This is a genomic window from Dysgonomonas sp. HGC4, from assembly GCF_001261715.1.
Lineage (GTDB): Bacteria > Bacteroidota > Bacteroidia > Bacteroidales > Dysgonomonadaceae > Dysgonomonas_A.
In genome coordinates this window covers 19,152-37,832 of sequence record NZ_CVRU01000092.1, presented here as the reverse complement: position 1 = coordinate 37,832, position 18,681 = coordinate 19,152, and the positions used below count along the sequence as shown (strand labels likewise).

General features: G+C 36.7%; 14 protein-coding genes. 3 read left to right on the top strand and 11 right to left on the bottom strand.

Annotated elements, in window-relative coordinates; translation table 11 throughout:
• Positions 1 to 338 precede the first annotated feature (338 nt).
• From pgk to HGC4_RS09450, 3 genes are all read left to right on the top strand, one after another.
• Entirely contained in the window at positions 339 to 1,601 is a 1,263-nt protein-coding gene (gene pgk, locus HGC4_RS09460) for a phosphoglycerate kinase (RefSeq protein ID WP_050709889.1), read from the top strand.
• Positions 1,602 to 1,755: 154 nt separating this feature from the next.
• Complete coding sequence (locus tag HGC4_RS09455; protein ID WP_050709888.1) at positions 1,756 to 2,559, top strand: helix-turn-helix domain-containing protein; 804 nt, start codon at positions 1,756 to 1,758, stop codon at positions 2,557 to 2,559.
• Positions 2,560 to 2,654: 95 nt separating this feature from the next.
• Positions 2,655 to 3,023: a VOC family protein gene (locus tag HGC4_RS09450; protein WP_050709887.1), complete on the top strand. Its 369-nt coding sequence runs from the start codon at positions 2,655 to 2,657 to the stop codon at positions 3,021 to 3,023.
• 68 nt (positions 3,024 to 3,091) lie between these two features.
• Here the strand turns inward: HGC4_RS09450 and HGC4_RS09445 are convergent, their stop codons facing one another.
• From HGC4_RS09445 to HGC4_RS09395, 11 genes are all read right to left on the bottom strand, one after another.
• Positions 3,092 to 3,790: a hemerythrin domain-containing protein gene (locus HGC4_RS09445; protein ID WP_050709886.1), complete on the bottom strand. Its 699-nt coding sequence runs from the start codon at positions 3,788 to 3,790 to the stop codon at positions 3,092 to 3,094.
• Entirely contained in the window at positions 3,787 to 4,386 is a 600-nt protein-coding gene (locus tag HGC4_RS09440; protein ID WP_050709885.1) for a LuxR C-terminal-related transcriptional regulator, read from the bottom strand. Before HGC4_RS09440 ends, HGC4_RS09445 begins: the two co-directional genes overlap by 4 nt.
• A gap of 150 nt (positions 4,387 to 4,536) precedes the next feature.
• Positions 4,537 to 5,520: an alpha/beta hydrolase gene (locus HGC4_RS09435; RefSeq protein ID WP_050709884.1), complete on the bottom strand. Its 984-nt coding sequence runs from the start codon at positions 5,518 to 5,520 to the stop codon at positions 4,537 to 4,539.
• Between the two features lie 102 nt (positions 5,521 to 5,622).
• Positions 5,623 to 7,251, bottom strand: coding sequence for a glycoside hydrolase family 43 protein (locus HGC4_RS09430; protein ID WP_050709883.1), 1,629 nt, complete (start codon positions 7,249 to 7,251; stop codon positions 5,623 to 5,625).
• Between the two features lie 69 nt (positions 7,252 to 7,320).
• On the bottom strand, positions 7,321 to 8,127 hold the full coding sequence (locus tag HGC4_RS09425; RefSeq protein WP_082204131.1) for a rhamnogalacturonan acetylesterase: 807 nt from the start codon (positions 8,125 to 8,127) through the stop codon (positions 7,321 to 7,323).
• 6 nt (positions 8,128 to 8,133) lie between these two features.
• Complete coding sequence (locus HGC4_RS09420; RefSeq protein ID WP_050709881.1) at positions 8,134 to 9,762, bottom strand: rhamnogalacturonan acetylesterase; 1,629 nt, start codon at positions 9,760 to 9,762, stop codon at positions 8,134 to 8,136.
• Between the two features lie 56 nt (positions 9,763 to 9,818).
• Entirely contained in the window at positions 9,819 to 11,369 is a 1,551-nt protein-coding gene (locus HGC4_RS09415; protein WP_050709880.1) for a glycoside hydrolase family 28 protein, read from the bottom strand.
• 114 nt (positions 11,370 to 11,483) lie between these two features.
• Complete coding sequence (locus HGC4_RS09410) at positions 11,484 to 12,443, bottom strand: pectinesterase family protein (RefSeq protein ID WP_050709879.1); 960 nt, start codon at positions 12,441 to 12,443, stop codon at positions 11,484 to 11,486.
• A gap of 82 nt (positions 12,444 to 12,525) precedes the next feature.
• Positions 12,526 to 14,181 carry a RagB/SusD family nutrient uptake outer membrane protein gene (locus tag HGC4_RS09405; protein ID WP_050709878.1) on the bottom strand — a complete coding sequence of 552 codons (1,656 nt, stop codon included), beginning with the start codon at positions 14,179 to 14,181 and terminating at the stop codon, positions 12,526 to 12,528.
• Between the two features lie 17 nt (positions 14,182 to 14,198).
• The gene (locus tag HGC4_RS09400) at positions 14,199 to 17,348 is read right to left on the bottom strand and encodes a SusC/RagA family TonB-linked outer membrane protein (protein ID WP_082204130.1); all 3,150 of its coding nucleotides are present in this window, start codon (positions 17,346 to 17,348) and stop codon (positions 14,199 to 14,201) included.
• A gap of 134 nt (positions 17,349 to 17,482) precedes the next feature.
• Positions 17,483 to 18,655, bottom strand: coding sequence for a glycoside hydrolase family 88/105 protein (locus HGC4_RS09395; RefSeq protein WP_050709877.1), 1,173 nt, complete (start codon positions 18,653 to 18,655; stop codon positions 17,483 to 17,485).
• Positions 18,656 to 18,681: the final 26 nt, after the last annotated feature.

Below are 18,681 nucleotides of genomic sequence, written 5' to 3'. Positions count from 1 at the left end.
TATGTTTCTACCAAGGTACAACATGACACAATAAATAACCATCCCTCTAACGATTAGGCGTAAAAATAGTCAATAAATCCAATTATCAGTACATAATGAATCTTGTTTTACTTTTATTAAGGTCTCAAACCTTTTTACCACTTTCACTCATATAATAGGCGGAGATAATTATAATTATAAAATAGGACATTAAATATTTCACATTACTTAGATGTTTTTGTAATAGAACAAAAAATATCTTCAAACATAATTTTGTATATTTGTGTCCCTTTGGATTCAAAACCCACTTAGGAAAAGCTAAAACGATAAAAACCAAATATTTTTAATTACAAACAGTTATGATAACAATTGACAAATTCAACTTTGCCGGTAAAAAGGCATTTGTGAGAGTTGACTTTAATGTGCCTCTTGATGCTAATTTCAACATCACTGATGACACACGTATCCGTGCAGCTCTTCCTACTTTGAAAAAAATTCTTGCTGACGGAGGTAGCCCCATCATTGCATCGCACTTGGGTCGTCCTAAAGGAGTTGAAGACAAATATTCATTGAAACACATTCTTGGACACGTATCTAAACTTTTAGGTGTTGATGTTCAATTTGCGAATGACTGTGCTGGTGAAGAAGCTGCTATGAAAGCTGCTGCTCTACAACCAGGAGAGGCTCTTTTGTTAGAAAATCTTCGTTTTTATGCTGAAGAAGAAGGCAAACCAAGAGGTTTAGCTGATGATGCTTCGGATGACGAAAAAGCTGCTGCTAAAAAAGCAATCAAAGAAAAACAAAAAGATTTCACTAAAACTTTAGCTTCTTATGCTGACGTTTATGTGAACGATGCATTTGGTACTGCTCACCGTGCTCATGCTTCAACAGCATTGATCGCTGATTATTTTGATGCAGAACATAAAATGTTTGGATTTTTGATGCAAAAAGAAATTGATGCTGTAGATAAGATCATGCTAGATCCTGCACGTCCATTTACTGCAATCATCGGAGGATCTAAAGTTTCTTCTAAAATCGATATTATCGAAAACCTACTTTCTAAAGTAAACAACCTTATCATCGGTGGTGGTATGGCATTTACTTTCGAAAAAGCTAAAGGTGGAAAAATTGGTAACTCTCTTTGTGAAGATGACAAACTAGAGTTGGCTAAAGAAATTATGGCTAAAGCGAAAGCTAACAACGTAAACATAATACTTTCTAGCGACGCTAAATTAGGAGACAAATTCAGCAACGACGCTAATACTCAGTTTGCAGAAGCTAATGCAATTCCTGACGGGTGGTCTGGTTTTGATATTGGTCCTAAAGGTGAAGCTGAATTTTCGGAAGTTATCAAAAACTCTAAAACTATTCTTTGGAATGGTCCTGTTGGAGTATTTGAATTCGACAATTTTGCTCACGGATCTGAAGTAGTTGCTAAAGCTATTGCCGAAGCTTCTAAACACGGTGCTTTCTCTCTTGTAGGAGGTGGCGACTCTGTTGCATGTGTAAATAAATTTGGTCTTGCTGATCAAGTTTCTTATGTATCAACAGGTGGTGGTGCTTTACTTGAATTTATCGAAGGTAAAGTTCTTCCTGGAATCAAAGCAATCAGAGGATTTTAAGTTAAGAGCTTAAATACATAAAGCAAAAAGAGCTTATTTCTAATTGAAATAAGCTCTTTTTCTATCTAAAATTTAAATGTCCTTTTTATACAATTACAAAAACAAATTATCTTCTAACTTTGAAGTTCTGCTAATTACTATATTCTAATCTGTTATGGAGACTTTCAATATTATATATCCATCACCTGCACTAGCTCCCTACATCAGGTATTACTGGTTATTGAAAGTAAATACTGTTTCCGTAATATCAGAAACGAGCATTCCTGTTGGTTGTATCAACCTCATCTTTCACAGAGGAAGCAGAATGTTTTCGGAGACTACCAAAGAGCTACAGCCCCGATCATTTATCGGAGGGATATCCACCGAATTTACAGAACTTACCTCAACCGGAAATGTAGATATGATAGTTGTGGTTTTTCAACCTTTCGGAGCCAGAACCTTCTTCCCTCTACCTATGAGTGAGTTTTTCAATAATTGTATTTCAGTAAATGACATTGGAGATATTTCACTGCAAGAATTAGCTAATCGGATACAAGACATTCGAGACAGTAAATTATCTATTGAACTTATAGAGAGACATTTTATAAAGCAACTACATTCTTTTGATCACTACAACTATAAACGAATAGCTACAGCAATTGAAGCCGTTAACAACCAACCACAAATAGACGTCACTACCTTATCAGATACAGCTTGTCTCAGTTATAAACAATTCACGCGTATATTTACTGAGCATGTGGGTGCCAAGCCTAAAGAATTTACACGAATTATCCGCTTTCAAAGAGCGTTATACGTTTTACAAACAACCCCTCAGATAAGTCTTACCCAATTGGCTTTTGAATGCGGTTATTACGATCAGCCTCATCTTATAAAAGAGTTCAAAGCCTTTTCAGGTTGCACACCTTCCGAATTTGTGGCAAAATGCTCACCTTACTCCGACTATTTTTCGACACTTTAGCAAATGTCTTTTTTTTACAAGTTTACAGTAATACACAATCCTACTTTTGTAAAATCAAACAGAGAAAATCAAACTTCTCACTAAAATCAGATTTTATGAAAAATTTAATTGCATTTTTTGAAATCCCCGCAGTAGATCTAGACAGAGCTATCAAATTTTATCAATCAGTACTCAATACTCAATTCACCGTCTGCGATTGGGGCAAAGAGAAAATGGCATTCTTTCCCGAAGAAGATGGCGTATGTCCCGGTGCCATCTCATGGTCAGACCACTTTAAACCCTCAAAAGATGGTGTCCTAATTAGCTTGAATTGTAAGAACATGGAGACTTCTCTATCCTTAGTAGAAATAAATGGAGGTAAGATAACTATTCCCAAAACTAAAATTGAAGCAGACAACAGAGGTTATTTTTCAGTCTTTATTGACTCAGAAGGTAATAGTATAGGACTATATTCTGATTTCTAAAAAAAATAGAAGAGTCAGTATTTATTAAATACTGACTCTTTATATCTAAATCCATTTAGTGTTATGTATTAAAGAACACCTTTCTCTATTGTTTTCACACGAGGGATAACAAGGCTATCTTCGATAAAAGTATGCGATGCTAATTCTTCTTCCGACATATATAGTTCAAGCAAAATATTAGTCATTAAAGATTGGTCTTTCACTCCTGATACATATTTAAGCAAGATACGTTTCAAATCGGCAATCTTTTCTTCTATATTATTGTGTCGCTCTTCAAAGATATTGATAGAGTATTTATCTTCATTCGACTTATTCATTAAAGACTGAACATATGGAAATACCGTATTGTCTTCGTACTTCATATGATCATATACTTCTTTCTTGTAATTATCAAAGAAGTCTAACACCAATTTTTCGAGGCTCGATTCTTCTTCCGAAAAGATCAGCTTCAATTTCCTTCTGATATTAGGCAATCTACTTTCCAAGAAATACTCATGAGAGCATTTCAAGTAATACAGAAAGGGTTGTAGAGGAAGCTTGTTAAAGACTTCTTGCACATTCATGATAGGCTTGTTTGACTGAATATTTGCCAAGAACAAAAAACATTCAGCATCAAAATTGTATTGCTCGCAAACAGCACCAACACTTTTATCACCAAATCCTAACGAAAATTTAAGGCGAGTCAACAAAAGCAATAATTTGTAATCAGCATCAATAAGATCCGACATTTTCATTGCCTTACTATATTTTACCGTTATATTGCTCATAATTTTATGTCTTTAATGTCCACTAATTTATTTAATATTGCATAGATTGTAAGTCCCGAAACACTATGTATCTCTAACTTTCGCCCTACATTTCGTCTGTGTGTAATAACTGTATGTATTGATATATTGTGGTGTTCGGCAATCTCTTTGTTGCTCATTCCCTTTACAATACTTATTAATATTTCTTTTTCACGGTCACTTAATTCGCTCTGATCCGAAACTTTTGATATATCTTTATTCAGACATGCCGAGAGTACTTCTTCAATCTTAGATTCCGAATCGTTTATTCTGATCACAGCATCGTAGGACTGATAGAATCGCTCATCTATCATATTGTACACCAATGCAATCAAAGGTATATGTTTCTCAATATTTAAATGTTGTCTTACATCTCCTTTGTGCGTATGCCCTAATAACATCGGATTGATGAGTACAGCATCCGGTTTCAATATTCCAAGCTGATAATTAATATCCTCCAATTCTTTCAGTTCAACCACCTTCGAAACGATAGGTAATTGAGATAGAGTGTATACTAATCCCTTTCTTATTATATATGAAGTTTCAGCAACCGCTAAGACTTTACTTAAATTTGCCATTGTTTCAGCTTCTTATCTAGAATCATTCTTTATAAGCACAAAGAACGTTATTTAAATCCGAGCAGACAAGCATTGGTTTAAAGTTTAACAGAAAAATATTACATCAGATTATTGATACATCGACTTTTAAGCAAAACACCTTCGCAATACCTAGAATACTTTATTTAAGTAATCGGTCATATACTTTACTGTTGGCTCAAACCATGGTTCGAATAACCAAAAGGGGTGAGGTGTATCGGGTAAAGAATGTATTTCGGTACTAATATTATACTCCGCCAGTTTCTCTATCAGCTCATCGCGCCCACCATGAAACCTAGGTATAGAACTATTTATAAAACATACAGGAGCAGACTCTTTCGTAACCCAATAAACGGGTGAAGCCTCTATCCAAAGATCTTTATTCTCCTCATAAGTAGCTCCAAACCATTTGAGAGAGGCAGATACTTTATTTTTCGAGATCGCGTCCAAAACTCCATCAAGAGATTCTTTTGTTGTAAGATCCGAAACTCCATCTATGTTTATCACAGCTTGTACCTTACTTGTATGGTTTGGATATTCCTCTATTACTGTTTCATTGGTCTCCTGCCCATTAGTTACACCTAATAAGGTTGCAAGTTGTCCCCCTGCCGAGCAGCCTGATATAGCTATTCGGGTTGTATCAATACCATATTGATCTGCATTAGCACGCATCCAGCGAAGAGCTGTTTTAAGATCGTTCACCGCTGCCGGATAAAGGGCTTCGGGAGATAACCTGTATTCTACCGGAATGGTAACATACCCCTTAGCAGCTATTTGTTGTGCCATTGGAATTTGCAGCGATAAATCGCCCGAACTCCAGCCTCCTCCATGTATCATCAATAAAGCAGGGTATTTCTTTTTATCATCGGGGCGATAAAGATTGAGATGCAAAGATCTGTTTGCAGAAGGTCTGGAATATATTATTCCTTCCTTTGCAATAACATTATCAGGCAAGTGAGGCCTCACTATTTTTATATACGGACGCTTCTTACGTTCTTTTATATAGGTATTGTAAACCGTAAAAGATGTATCACGAGGTATGCCATCAATTATAACCTGAGCAGGCAGCACACTCCCCACTAACAAAAAAATGACTACTATAAATAAATGTCTCATAAGCTATTTTCTAAATGAATTAAGAGCAGAGGTAAAACTACTTTACAAACCTCCGCTCTTAATAACCATAACTAGATAAAAAAAATTAATAATCAATGTTGATTATTTTTCCAACCTAAACCAGTCTACATCGACCCTTCCACCATCGTTCTTGGGAATAGGACGAGAGCAGAATGTGCCAATCTTAGCACCAATCCATTTACCTTCTTTCGCTTTAAACTCATTACCTAATGTTATATATTTTTTGCCATCAGTGCTGTAACTGAATATACATTTGTTTCCCGAAGTCATTTTCACGCGTAAATAAACAGTAGCATCTTTTAGATTTACAGATGAGTTAACCGACTCTTTTGTTCCTTTTTCTGCATTTATACATTCCGATTGAGAAAGTACAAATCCATCAGGAGTATTCTCAAAGGATAGTAAGGCATAATCTAAGCCCATAACTACTAATCCTGTTCTTTCTCCTGTAAATCGAGGTTCAGGTTTTAGAGTCAGTTTCATTGTAGCAGTAAAGTCAGGGGCAGGAATCTTTTGCAAGAGAAGATTCGGAACGTCCCACAAACTTTTATAATCGTCTATAATAGGCACTGAATACAAATTCAAACAGCCTTGCTCTTTATTCGCAAAATGCCACCACGATTGAGGGTTACCATGCCATTGCCATTGTAAGCCTAAAGTATTGGTAGAAAACTCATCACTTTCGGCAGGTGTAGCAATAGGATATGTTTTACCCACGTTGGGTTTCTTATATGTAAGCACAGGTTCACCACAACCATCGCCATCCTTGTCTACACCAATTACAGGCCAATCATTTTTCCAGACCATCGGTTGAAGATGCGTAATCCTACCCACTGCTCCTACATCCTGAAAATGTATAAACCAATCTTCACCTGTTTGAGTATCTACCCATGCTCCTTGGTGTGGTCCGTTAATGGGTGTTTTTCCCTGATCCATCACCACTTTTCGCTCATAAGGCCCAAATATATCTTTCGACCTCAACGCCAATTGCCAACCTGTAGCAACACCACCTGCAGGAGCAAATATGTAATAATATCCATTACGTTTATAGAACTTTGGTCCTTCAATTGTAGGATCTAGATCGTGTCCGTCATAAATAATACGTGATTCGCCTACAGCTTTCGTCCCATCGGGAGTAAGTTTTGTTACAGCCAAAAGACTTTTTATCCCTGCACGACTACCTGCATAAGCATGAGCTAAGTACACATCTCCATTATCGTCAAAAATCGGACAAGAATCTATCAGACCTTTTCCTTCCTTCACCATCACAAGAGGTTCCCATGTACCTGCCGGATCTTTTGTTTTAGTCATAAATATTCCTTGATCGGGATCTCCATAGTAAATATAGAATTCACCTTTATGGTATCTGATAGCAGGAGCCCAAACTCCGCCGCCATGCTCTACTTTCGAGAAGATAGAATCGGGGGTCAGTTTATCAATAGCATAACCAATAACAGTCCAATTCACTAAATCCTTCGAATGAAGTATTGGTAATCCCGGTACACAGTTAAAACTAGATGCTGTCATATAGTAATCATCACCAACCCGACAAACATCGGGATCGGAATAATCAGCATACAAAATCGGATTTTTATAAGAACCATTACCCAGATCGGCAACCCATGTTTTAGAAATACTATTTTGAGCATTCATACCCGACATTACGCAGCATAGCAATAAGCCAAGTATGCTTCTTTTGATTATTTTCATTGTTTTAAGCAATTAAAAAAATTTACTGATATATTTTATAGACATAACATCATCTGCATATTACGCCAATTAATGCAATACAATAGGTTGAGACCTTAGCTCTTTTGTCAAAGATTTAATTCGGTTCTCTTTTAATCCCTCTACAAATAACGATGCCATTATTCGCGCCCCATTTTCTTTGAAATGAGTATTATCTATTTTTCCATCCGGAAAGATTTTATTTTCTCCGGCTTCGATATGCAAGAATAATGATGCTGACTGATCTTTTCCCATATTAATCAACAAATCCTTACTCTTTTCATACATATCTATCATCTCTACATTTTTATGTTTGGCTACTTGCCGAGCTAATTCTACATACTCTCCATGCGAATCAAGAAACGTTCCTTTCGCATCAAAACGTCTCCTTACAACCGAAGTACAAATAATGGGTTTTCCTCCCTTTGCTTTCACTTCGTCTACAAAGCGTGAAAGATTTTCAGCATATTGTTTGGGTGGAGTATAACGATCGGGGCGATCTTCTGCCGAATCGTTATGTCCAAACTGAATAACCACATAATCTCCCTTTTGTACATTGTCTATAATTTTCTGCCACCATCCTTGTTCTATAAAGGTGCGCGAACTTCTCCCATTTTGAGCATAATCCTCTATTACTACATTTTCATTAAAAAAATCCGGTAGCAGTTGCCCCCATCCTCGTTCGGGAAAAGCTTCCTTAATACTGTCACCAGCAATACTATCCCACACATTTTTATACAAAGGTTTAAGTGCCATAGTAGAATCTCCTGCCATAAATATATGGAGAGGTCTTTTTGTTCCTGCAAAAAACAAACACAGGGAAATAAAAGCGATAGATACTATTAGTAGTCTTTTCATTCCTAATTAATTATAATCGAACAGCAGTCCTTTGATCTGAAAATTCTTTAGATTAATATATTTATCTGACGCCTCCATCTTACACCAAGGATAAAACCGAATATAAAATGTGTCCCCTTGAGGTATCTTCAAGACTTTATTGAATGTATATGTTTTGAATTTCTCATTGGGTAAATCGTCCATCACTGCAATATCTTCGCTTTCTGAGAAACTTCGATCTATAGATGCCAAGGCTGTAAAAGTCATATATTTGCCACCAACAGCTCCCATTTCGAAACTTAATGAGTCTAAATACAATGTGCCTTTTGGTGCTGTTATTGCTAACTCCAAATAACGAGAAGCATTCAGATCAATATCTCCTACAGGCCATTTATTATCCAATGTGGTTAATAACTCTTCGTTATTATGGTCTATGAACTTTAGACCTACAGTCTTAGCTCTTACTTCAATATTATCCTTTATTAATGGGGTATCCCGACGGATTACAGACCAGTCGGTTTGCACTTTTTTTGCACCTTTTATGGAAATACCGTCACCTTTTATCTCTATTTTTTGATGTACTTTATCATCGACCAATAATATCAACTCACCCTTATATTTTTGGACTTTGTTCGGACTAAATTTAACAAAAATAGGATTGCTTAAATTACCATCGGTATACGATATTGACAATTCCTTTTGAGTGTTTCCTTTTTTGGTGGTCAATAATTCGAATGGCGACTCTACTGACAGTTTTATTGTTCCCGATTTTGGATTAAGATTTAATCCTTGTAATGTAAACATCTTCACCGTCGATTTTCCTAAAAACTGCGATCCGAAGTCTCCTTCTGATGGTTTTATATTTATATCGGACGACAATGTTAGGTAATCAGTCAATATGCCTTGCCTCATTAAATCCTCAACAGCCAATCTAGCATACAATATTCCACCCATTGCTTTAAGATGAGTATTATCGTTATTAGCGTAGATTATCTCTTTCGACTTTTCTGCACCATATTCTAAAACCATCTTCTGTGTCAGCAGTGTCATATCCACTAAAGGAACCGATAGGTCAAGGGCAAGAGACCGCATCGCCATAGGATAGTTCATTGTTGAATCGTCAGGAGCCAGCTCCGTCAAGCTATGCAATCCTTGACCCGTGATTTGATTATTTTCATCGAATAATCGCCTTACAATAGGAGTAAATAGAATAGGTATAGCACCCCTCTCACGCGATTCGTCTATATATCTTTTAAGATAGCCTTGATATTGTCCCCAAGCAGCAGTACCGCGCCCGGTTTCATCATTCGGGTCTGTATCCAATCCATTGGCTTTCTCGTCATTATGCCCAAACTGTATAAAAACATAATCGCCCGGCTTTAGACTATTACGTAGATTCTGCCAAAACTCATAATAAAATGATTTTGAGCTTCGTCCGTTTTTAGCAGTATTCACCGATTGAATATTACCTTCGAGAAACAAAGGCAGCATTTGTCCCCACCCTCTCATTTCTTTTTCTCCACTATTCTTGTCCTCATCGTAGTTCGCCATAGTTGAGTCGCCAATAGTTAGAATCTTAATTTGAGCACTAAGAGTTCCCCCTAAGAAAAGAGAACAAAGAAGCAATGAACTGATAAATAATTTACAATATCTCATAATATTAATAGGCAATTGACATTATACAGACTAAGACAATAGAAAAGTCTGTAACTTTATTTATCTAATCTTGGTGTTTTTACATTATTCAAAAAATTATTTCCCCATATAACATTACTGTTCTTTATCTGACAGAAGATATCAGTGGGAACTAATTGAAAACAGTTATTTACTAAAACATTATCGACATTGGTCAATTCAACAATCGGCTGATTGCTTAATGGAGCTTTCGATCTTACATTATTCAAAACAATGTTTTTACAGTCATCAAAAGCAAAAGATGCACCTTTTTTCACTGCTAAATCGACATTGTGAAATTGAATATTGGTTGCTGTTTTAGCAGTGAACCCTTCATCTGCAGTCATATTTATATTCGAAAATGAAATTTCAGATATTGGCATTTCACTAATACCCGTTATATAGCCCACCTTTTTGACATCGCTCCCCGTAACATCACTAATATGCACATTACGAAATACAGGTGTACGATCAGAAACAGGCTCTTCCTTAGAATCTTTATCATAGAATAAGTCGAAGATAAAAGCATTGCGTTGAATATTATTCATCACAATATTGGTAACTCTTATTTCTTCAACAATACCACCACGACCTCTCGACGATTTTAAGCGGATACCTGCATCTGTTCCGTTAAAAACACAATTAGAAATAGTAACTTTTTTTACCCCTCCCGACATTTCGCTACCAATAACAACACCTCCATGTCCGGCAAGCATTACACAATTTGTTATGGTTAAATTTTCACAAGGTCTGCCGTATATGCGACCATCCTCATCACGTCCCGATTTAATGGTAATACAATCGTCACCTACACTTATAAAACAATCCGAGATACGTACATTTCGACACGATTCGGGATTAATTCCATCCGTATTATGTCCTTTAGGATTACTCGACGGGTTATTAATTGTTACACCATGTATCACAATATCATCGCATCCAATAGGATTGATTGTCCAGAAAGGTGAGTTTACAATGGTAATACCCTCTATGTGGATATTCTTACACTCCAAAAACTGGATAAAAGGAGGACGGAAGAATTTACGCTCTAGAGTCTTCTCATAATAAGGCGAAACCTTTATATCTTTATTAGCATCCAGCCATTGTTGTTGCAATTGGTTGGTAGACGAAGTTTTTCCAGTTGCATTAATCTCATTTATGAAACGTCTTGACTCGTCCCACCATTTGAAACCTTGTCCGTCTATCTTTCCACGACCTTTGATAGTGATATTTTCGACCTTCTCGGCATGAATCAGAGGTGACAGACTATTCATAAACACACCCTCCCAACGTACTTTTACGAAAGGTAGATAATCTTCGAATCTGTCAGAGAAACTGAGTACAGCACCCGACTCCAAATCCAAGGTTATATTACTTTCCAAATGAATGGCAGCTGTCAAGTAATTTCCGGCAGGGAAATAAATAGTTCCTCCACCTTCCGATGCAGCTTTTTTAATTGTTTTATTGATTAAATCTGTGCAGAGTTTCTTTCCCGTCACATCAGCACCCAAAGTTTGCATATTGTAAACTTTAGCTTCTAAAGCCAATAGTGATAGCGAAAATATAATGAGTAAGAATGTCTTCTTCATAGTTAAACGTTTTTAAAGGCTCAATTCTTTTAAGTAAATGAAAGTATGTAATGATCTATCCAAAAGTCACAACAGACTATTAGAATTACCAAAGCAACAAATAGGTCTGAGACCTTATTGTTTATTATTTATTGACGGATTCCAATTGTCGCATCCTTTTAGGGCATTGGCAATTGTATATTTCTCTGCTTCTTTCTTCGTTAATATTTTTGCCCACTTTACTCGTCCTGAGGTATTCGCACCTTCTCCCGAGTTGTTGTACTCCATATAGCGGGCTGTTTTTTCATTCTCTGGATTTCTCCAATTATCCCAACCTTCAGGCTTAATACCTTTAGGTAGTTGGGTGTTCATAAATAGTGTCATAGCATAAGCACGCCATGGACGACCTAGATACATTTCGTTAACCCCTTCGGCTAATTTTACTGTACAATTATTGAAAATATATCCATATTCTATATCCTCAGGAGTATTAGCTGCCGTGATATAAGAATTCTTCTTGCAATAGATTTCGCAACGCTCGAACCAACATGTAGATGGTCCAAAAATAAAGTCGGTAGTACCTTCAATGTAACAATCTTCAAAGTATTGTCTTTGTCCTTGCTTTCCGGCATAAATAGTATCCTGATGCCCTAAGAAACGGCATTTACGGAATATAACTCTATCTCCTTCTACATGCAAAGCTACAGCTTGCCCTAGTTGAAGAGATGAGTTTTCGATGGTAAGATTCTCCACTGTAATATCATTTCCACGAATAAGGAACGTATATGTTTTGAATGTTCCCATCTTATTTATATTAGCATGATCGTCATAAGTGATGATGGTGTTTTCCATATCCTCACCCAACAGTGTCACATTTGTAAGATATGAATGAAGAACCAATTTCTCTTTATAAACTCCTGCTCGAATATAGATTGTTACAGGTCCAGCAGGATCAAATGCCCTAACTGAATCTATGGCTTGCTGAATGGTACGGAAATGTCCTCGTCCATTACGGTCTACAACAATATCATGTTCACCTTGAGCGAAAATAACCAATGAAGTAAATAACAGGCAGAGTAAAATAAGTTTTTTCATAAGATCAAAAATTGGGTTAATATCGTAAAGGGTAAATAATATATTACCCTTTACGATTTTTATCTAATAGACACTAAAATGATTAGTATCCGGGGTTCTGTTCTACTTTTGCATGATTCAGATTGATTGCTGATAAAGGTATTGGACGTAATATTTTATTTTGTCCATCTACGCCTTTAAAATATTCGGCACCAATAATATTTGGATTGTATTTCACAGCATATTCAATCAGTTTACCTGTACGCTTCAAATCCATCCATCTATGGTATTCACCTGCAAGTTCTCGTCCTCTCTCATCCAGAATAAAATCGATGGTCAATTCAGATTCTGTTATGCTCATATTATAACCTGATGCAGCAGCACGATTCCGAACGGCATTTATTCGTTCCACAGCTTTTGCCTTATTACCTGCTTTTAAGTAAGCTTCGCAGGCAACCAAATAACTTTCGCCAACACGTGCCAACACCACATCTCTCGTACTGCTTTTGGTACTGAATACAGAAGTAGGATCGTCAAACTTACGTACTACGGCTACACCATATACATCGCCAGACATTGCTGCGGTATAAGTAGTAGGCTTGCCTGATACTGTAAGTGTATTTTCCTGCATGGGTATAATAATTGTTTTAGCCCTTGTAGCAGGGTTTGCTGCACGCCACGCTGCAGTATCTGCAACTTCCCACACGGGCGGATAATAATACAGTACCTTAGTTGTGTTCAACAGACTGGTCTTAGTATATAAGTCATAATAACTATTATACAATTGAACCATAAATGTGCCTTCGTAACGAGTATCGCCTTTAGTGAACAATTGATGTAAACGAATAGTAGGAGTAAGTGTTGATGTTGTGTACTTGTGTCCATCTTCAACTCCACCCAGATACGTGCCGAAAAATGCTTGCTGCATATTTCCATCGTTACTTGGATCAGATATTGACGATGCATCGTACTGTACAGACCATATTACTTCGTTATTCTTTTCGTTAGTAGGCCAAAACAAATCAATAAAGCTAATAGATAATGCTTGTCCACCTATTGCTAAATCAGCATATTCGGCAGCTTTAGAGAAATCTGCTACCGTACCAAACGCCTCGTAACCACGACATAAATACGTTTTAGCTAGAAAATGATTCACAGTCCTTTGATCAACCTTTCCAAACAGAGTTGTTTTGGCTGGTAAAGTATTTTTGAGATCTTCCATTTCAGAAATTATGAAAGCATATGTATCCGTTGCCGAATTGCGCTCAAATGCTACTATCGGAGAGTCTATCATATCTGTTACAAGAGACACGCCTCCAAAATGTTGAACCATCAAATAATAGTAATAGGCACGAATAAATCGGGCTTCAGCTTTATATTGCTCTAATTTATCTGTTTTCGCAGTATGATCTGCATAATAAATAGCCGTGTTTGCCAACTGAATGCCTGCATAACAGTTTTTATAGAATTTTGTAACATCCGAATCGGAATCCAATAATCCTTTATAGGTTCCTAATCCATCGGGTACTTTATTCCGACCTGCCGCATACAAATCTGTTCCTGCAGAAAAAATCCAAGGCTCTATTCCATATATTGCACGTAAAGAAGAATATACAGTATTTATCAGGCTTTCGTAACCTGCTGCCGTTCCATAAAATTCGTCTCTCGGAACATTCGATTTATTATCCTGTTCCAAAAAATCACTACATCCTGCCAATGGTAGAATAAGTAGGAGTAATATATAATATATCTTTTTCATTTTGCTCTGCTTTATTATTAGAACTTAAGATTTACACCAAACTGATAAGTTATTGAACTTGGTCCGCCACTACCATCAGAAAGAGAAGCAGAAGCCCACTCAGGATCGTACCCTTTATAATCGGTAAATACAAAAGGATTCAGAACATTTACATAGAATCTAAGATTAGATACACCTATATTTGTCAACATCTTACGAGGAAGTGTATATCCTAGAGTGATATTCTTAACCCTCACAAATGATGCATCTACATAATTATTAGATCCCGGTTCAGCGTCACTAGATATACTCCAAAATGAACCACCTCCATTATTTACTCCACTATTATTGGGATAAGGAAAAGCCTGGCTGTTACGTCCGGGAGAGACTCCAACTGTACCATCAGCATTTAGGATAGGAGTGCCTGCGGGAATGTAGTAATCCATCTTTAATTTATTACGTCCACGATCTTTATAGTCGGTAAATTCTTGCATAAAAGGACTCACAACATTAACACCTTGTTTTGTATAGATTGAAAAAGAGAAATCAAAATCTTTCCAGTTCAGATTAGAAGTAAAACTACCTGTCCAATCGGGTAAAGCCGATCCTAGAATCATTTTATCTTTTTCATCTATAACATAATTCCCATCACGATCCAGAACTTTTGCCTGCCCTTCATACTGTCCATATTTAACAGCTTCGGAAGCTTCGGAAGCAGTCCAAACCCCAGTTATTTTATAGTTGTAAAGAGATTCTAAAGACTCACCAATAAATAGCTTATTACCTATATCATCAACCTTTGCACCATAAAGTTCTACAATTTCATTCTTATTAGCTGCAAATACGAAAGTAGTTGACCATTGCAAATCTTTTGTAACAATATTGGTAGTTGTAAGAGACAACTCTATACCACTATTTCTAACCTTTCCTACATTATCCCACATGGTACCACCATAAGCTCCTGTTTCGAGAGGCATAGTACGCTTGTAAATAAGATCGGTAGATAGTTTATTATAATAATCAATTGTTCCGTTGATACGTCCTCCGAAGAAACCGTAATCGAGCCCGAAGTTGAACTCTTTTGATTTTTCCCACGAAAGATTAGTATAAACCAATCCGTTAGGACCAAATCCATTTGCTAATACGCCACCATAATCATACCAATATTTGGTGCTTGCCAAAGCTTGTGTATCATAAGGTCCTACTCCACCATTATTTCCGGTATAACCAAAACTGGCTCTTACCTTAAGATTGCTTAATGCATCAAATTTCATGAAATCTTCTTCCGAAGCTCTCCATGCCAGTGCCATGGAAGGGAACATACCCCAGCGATTACCATCCGAGAATTTAGAAGATCCATCCCAACGGCTCGATACTGTTGCCAAATATTTTCCTTTGTATGTATAATTAAATCTCAGAGCATGAGACAACATTGTTATGCGTTGAAAATCGCTCTTTACTTTTTCGATATTAGCTGCCGATTCCAAATTATGAAAACCTGTATCAAAAGGCATATCATTAACACTTATATAATCGCTATTAAATTGATTGTCATAAACACTGAAAAGGTACATACCATTGAAATCATGATCACCTATAGTCTTCTGATAATTAATCTGATTATCCCACGTATAAGTAAATCGTTCTTTATTTGTAAGTGTTGCAGCGTTTACTTTTTTAGCATACTGAGCAGCAGTATTTACGCCGTTAAAAATACCCTGACGACTCTTGTTATAAGTGGGTAGAAAACTACTTTTCATAGTAATCTCTTTAATTGGGGTATACTGAACATATACGTTTGCCAATACATCATAAATCTTTGTATTATCAACCGAATTCTTCATATCGATAAGAGGATTTATGATCCCCGAAAACTGTCCGGTACTCTCAAATATATCTTTTCCTCCGGGAAGTAATACCAAATCACCATTTTTATCATAAGGAATAAAATATGGATTGGTTCTGAAACTGTTCAAAACAGCATTATTACTACCAAAGTCTTTCTCGGTCAAGGCCATATTTGCAGAAAAGCCAACCGAAAATTTATCATTAATCTTATTATCTACAGAACCTTTAATATTATATCTTTTGTAGTTATCATTAACAAAAACGCCGTCTTCATCCTGATAACCTACTCCGATACGATAAGCCAGATTTCTGTTATTACCATTTATACTTATAAAATGATTTTGTTGTTGTCCGTTTTGTGTAACCAAATCGGGCCAATCTGTATAGTTTTTGGTTCTGAATATTTCTTTCATTACCTCACTACCTCCATTCCAAAAATTATTTAGATCTCCACTTGTAATGCCATATTCAGGTATACCCGTTGCATATGCATTTTTCAGTTGAGCATTAGTCATTGTAGTATATCTTGCAAAACGATAGTCAGAGAACTGATCTCCACTCATAAACTCGGGCATACGAGCAACTGCCACCGAACCATAATAACCATCGTAAGAAACAGAAACTTTACCGGTATCAGATGGTTTTCCCTGCTTGGTTGTTACCATAACAACTCCATTAGTAGCTCTCGAACCAAAAATAGCAGTAGAAGATGCATCCTTTAAAACATCAAGACGCTCAATATCTGCAGGATTTAAGAAATCGATACCATCGGTTACAACTCCGTCAACAACATAAAGAGGGCTTCCTCCTTGCATAGAGCTTTTACCACGAATCTGAATATCAAATCGCCCACCCGCTCTACTCGAATTTTGAGCAATATCAACCCCTGCAACTTGTCCTTGCAGAGCTTCCATCACACTGGTTGTACCTTTTGCTACAATATTATCTGCCGAGACACTACCAACCGAACCCGTAAGGTCGTTCTTCTTCATAGTACCGTAGCCGATAACAACAACCTCGTCTAATTGAGAGAAATCTTCTCTCATAACAATATCTATAACAGACCCAGTGATAGCTATATCCTGAGCTTTCATACCAATATACTTGGCTTCCAGAGTTTTTGCAGTACTTGGAACAGACAACGAATACTTCCCGTCTAAATCTGTTATTGTACCTGTAGTAGAACCTTTCACTGAAACCGAAACCCCGATTAAGGTTTCTCCTTTTGAGTCTGTTACCGTACCCGATATTCCTTTTTGCTGTGCATACGCACTTTGCCAAGACACAAGGAAAAAGAGGGCACACATTACAGACAACGTCTTCACAATTGTCTTTTGCATGGTGTGGTTAAATTAAGAAATTAAGGTCTAACGTTTTGATTTATAAAGTTAACTTGTTGCAATAGTAAAGTATATTTACCAGTTTCACGGGGGACATTTTGACTACTCAGGGTAGTCAAAATGTTTTTTCTTATTTATTTACCTAATAATAAGCTCAACATTATAAACGGCCCAACCGCTTTAGGATCATTATCCCTTATAGGTTCTAAGATATAATACTCGAAACTTCCATCACGATATACCTTTTCTCCACCCAGCCCTGCTACCGAACAACCATCGGTTATAGAAATTGCTCCATCAGCTTCTTTCTTCAAAAATCGCTTAACAAATTGTCCGTATGCTTTTTTTCCTTTTTGTAAATATGATTTATCCAAATATCCCTTTTGTGCACCTTTTACCCATGTATATATAAACATGGCAGACCCACTCGATTCAACATAATTGCCTTTTCGGTAACCCATATCGGTCACCTGATACCACATACCGGTTTTAGGGTCTCTGTATTTTTCAACAGCAGCACTTACGTTTTGTAAGATTTTTATTATTTCGGGTCTTTGAGGATGGTCTTTTGGTAAGTAATCCAAAACATCTACAATTGCCATCATGTACCAGCCTATACTGCGTGACCAAAAGTTTGGAGATAGTCCCGTTTCTTTATTTGCCCATCTTTGTTCGCGACTTTCGTCCCACCCATGATAATATAATCCCGTTTTAGAATCATATAGGTATTTATGTGCATCCAATATCTGCAAGGTAACCTCATCAAATAACTCCGGCTCATTAAAGACCTTACCATATTCAGCTAGAAATGGACAAGCCATGTAAAGACCATCCAACCACACCTGATGTGGATATATCTTTTTATGCCAAAAACTGCCGTCTGCCGTACGTGGATGAGTTTTCATCTGGTTACGCATCAATGTCATTGCTTTTTTGAAACGCTCCTCTTTTGTTTTTGCATAAATTGGGAATAGTATCTTTCCCGTGTTGACCCTGTCGATATTATATTCTAAGGGTTTGTATGTCTTGATTTGTCCATCTTCGGAAATCATCAGATCCGCATAAGAATAGGCATAATCAAAATATTCCTGATTATTTATTTTCTGCCATGTTTGAAGTATTGCTTGCAGCATTAAACCATGACAGTAGTTCCACTTAGGTTCTTTCGAGAAATCAAGCATCCACGATTCGGGATTCCTCTTTATTTCAGAATTAACCATCCATACCGAATAGGGCTTTTTCGCGAAAGCCGATCCACTACAAATAGTTGCAAATAGAATAATAAATATCAAAAATTGTTTTTTCATAATTCTTTCGATTTGTTAGGTAAACA

What these genes read in the sequence shown, in the direction of transcription:
- pgk (WP_050709889.1), top strand. Translation starts at nt 339, where the DNA reads ATGATAACAATTGACAAATTCAACTTTGCCGGTAAAAAGGCATTTGTG.
- HGC4_RS09455 (WP_050709888.1), top strand. Translation starts at nt 1,756, where the DNA reads ATGGAGACTTTCAATATTATATATCCATCACCTGCACTAGCTCCCTAC.
- HGC4_RS09450 (WP_050709887.1), top strand. Translation starts at nt 2,655, where the DNA reads ATGAAAAATTTAATTGCATTTTTTGAAATCCCCGCAGTAGATCTAGAC.
- HGC4_RS09445 (WP_050709886.1), bottom strand. Translation starts at nt 3,790, where the DNA reads ATGAGCAATATAACGGTAAAATATAGTAAGGCAATGAAAATGTCGGAT.
- HGC4_RS09440 (WP_050709885.1), bottom strand. Translation starts at nt 4,386, where the DNA reads ATGGCAAATTTAAGTAAAGTCTTAGCGGTTGCTGAAACTTCATATATA.
- HGC4_RS09435 (WP_050709884.1), bottom strand. Translation starts at nt 5,520, where the DNA reads ATGAGACATTTATTTATAGTAGTCATTTTTTTGTTAGTGGGGAGTGTG.
- HGC4_RS09430 (WP_050709883.1), bottom strand. Translation starts at nt 7,251, where the DNA reads ATGAAAATAATCAAAAGAAGCATACTTGGCTTATTGCTATGCTGCGTA.
- HGC4_RS09425 (WP_082204131.1), bottom strand. Translation starts at nt 8,127, where the DNA reads ATGAAAAGACTACTAATAGTATCTATCGCTTTTATTTCCCTGTGTTTG.
- HGC4_RS09420 (WP_050709881.1), bottom strand. Translation starts at nt 9,762, where the DNA reads ATGAGATATTGTAAATTATTTATCAGTTCATTGCTTCTTTGTTCTCTT.
- HGC4_RS09415 (WP_050709880.1), bottom strand. Translation starts at nt 11,369, where the DNA reads ATGAAGAAGACATTCTTACTCATTATATTTTCGCTATCACTATTGGCT.
- HGC4_RS09410 (WP_050709879.1), bottom strand. Translation starts at nt 12,443, where the DNA reads ATGAAAAAACTTATTTTACTCTGCCTGTTATTTACTTCATTGGTTATT.
- HGC4_RS09405 (WP_050709878.1), bottom strand. Translation starts at nt 14,181, where the DNA reads ATGAAAAAGATATATTATATATTACTCCTACTTATTCTACCATTGGCA.
- HGC4_RS09400 (WP_082204130.1), bottom strand. Translation starts at nt 17,348, where the DNA reads ATGCAAAAGACAATTGTGAAGACGTTGTCTGTAATGTGTGCCCTCTTT.
- HGC4_RS09395 (WP_050709877.1), bottom strand. Translation starts at nt 18,655, where the DNA reads ATGAAAAAACAATTTTTGATATTTATTATTCTATTTGCAACTATTTGT.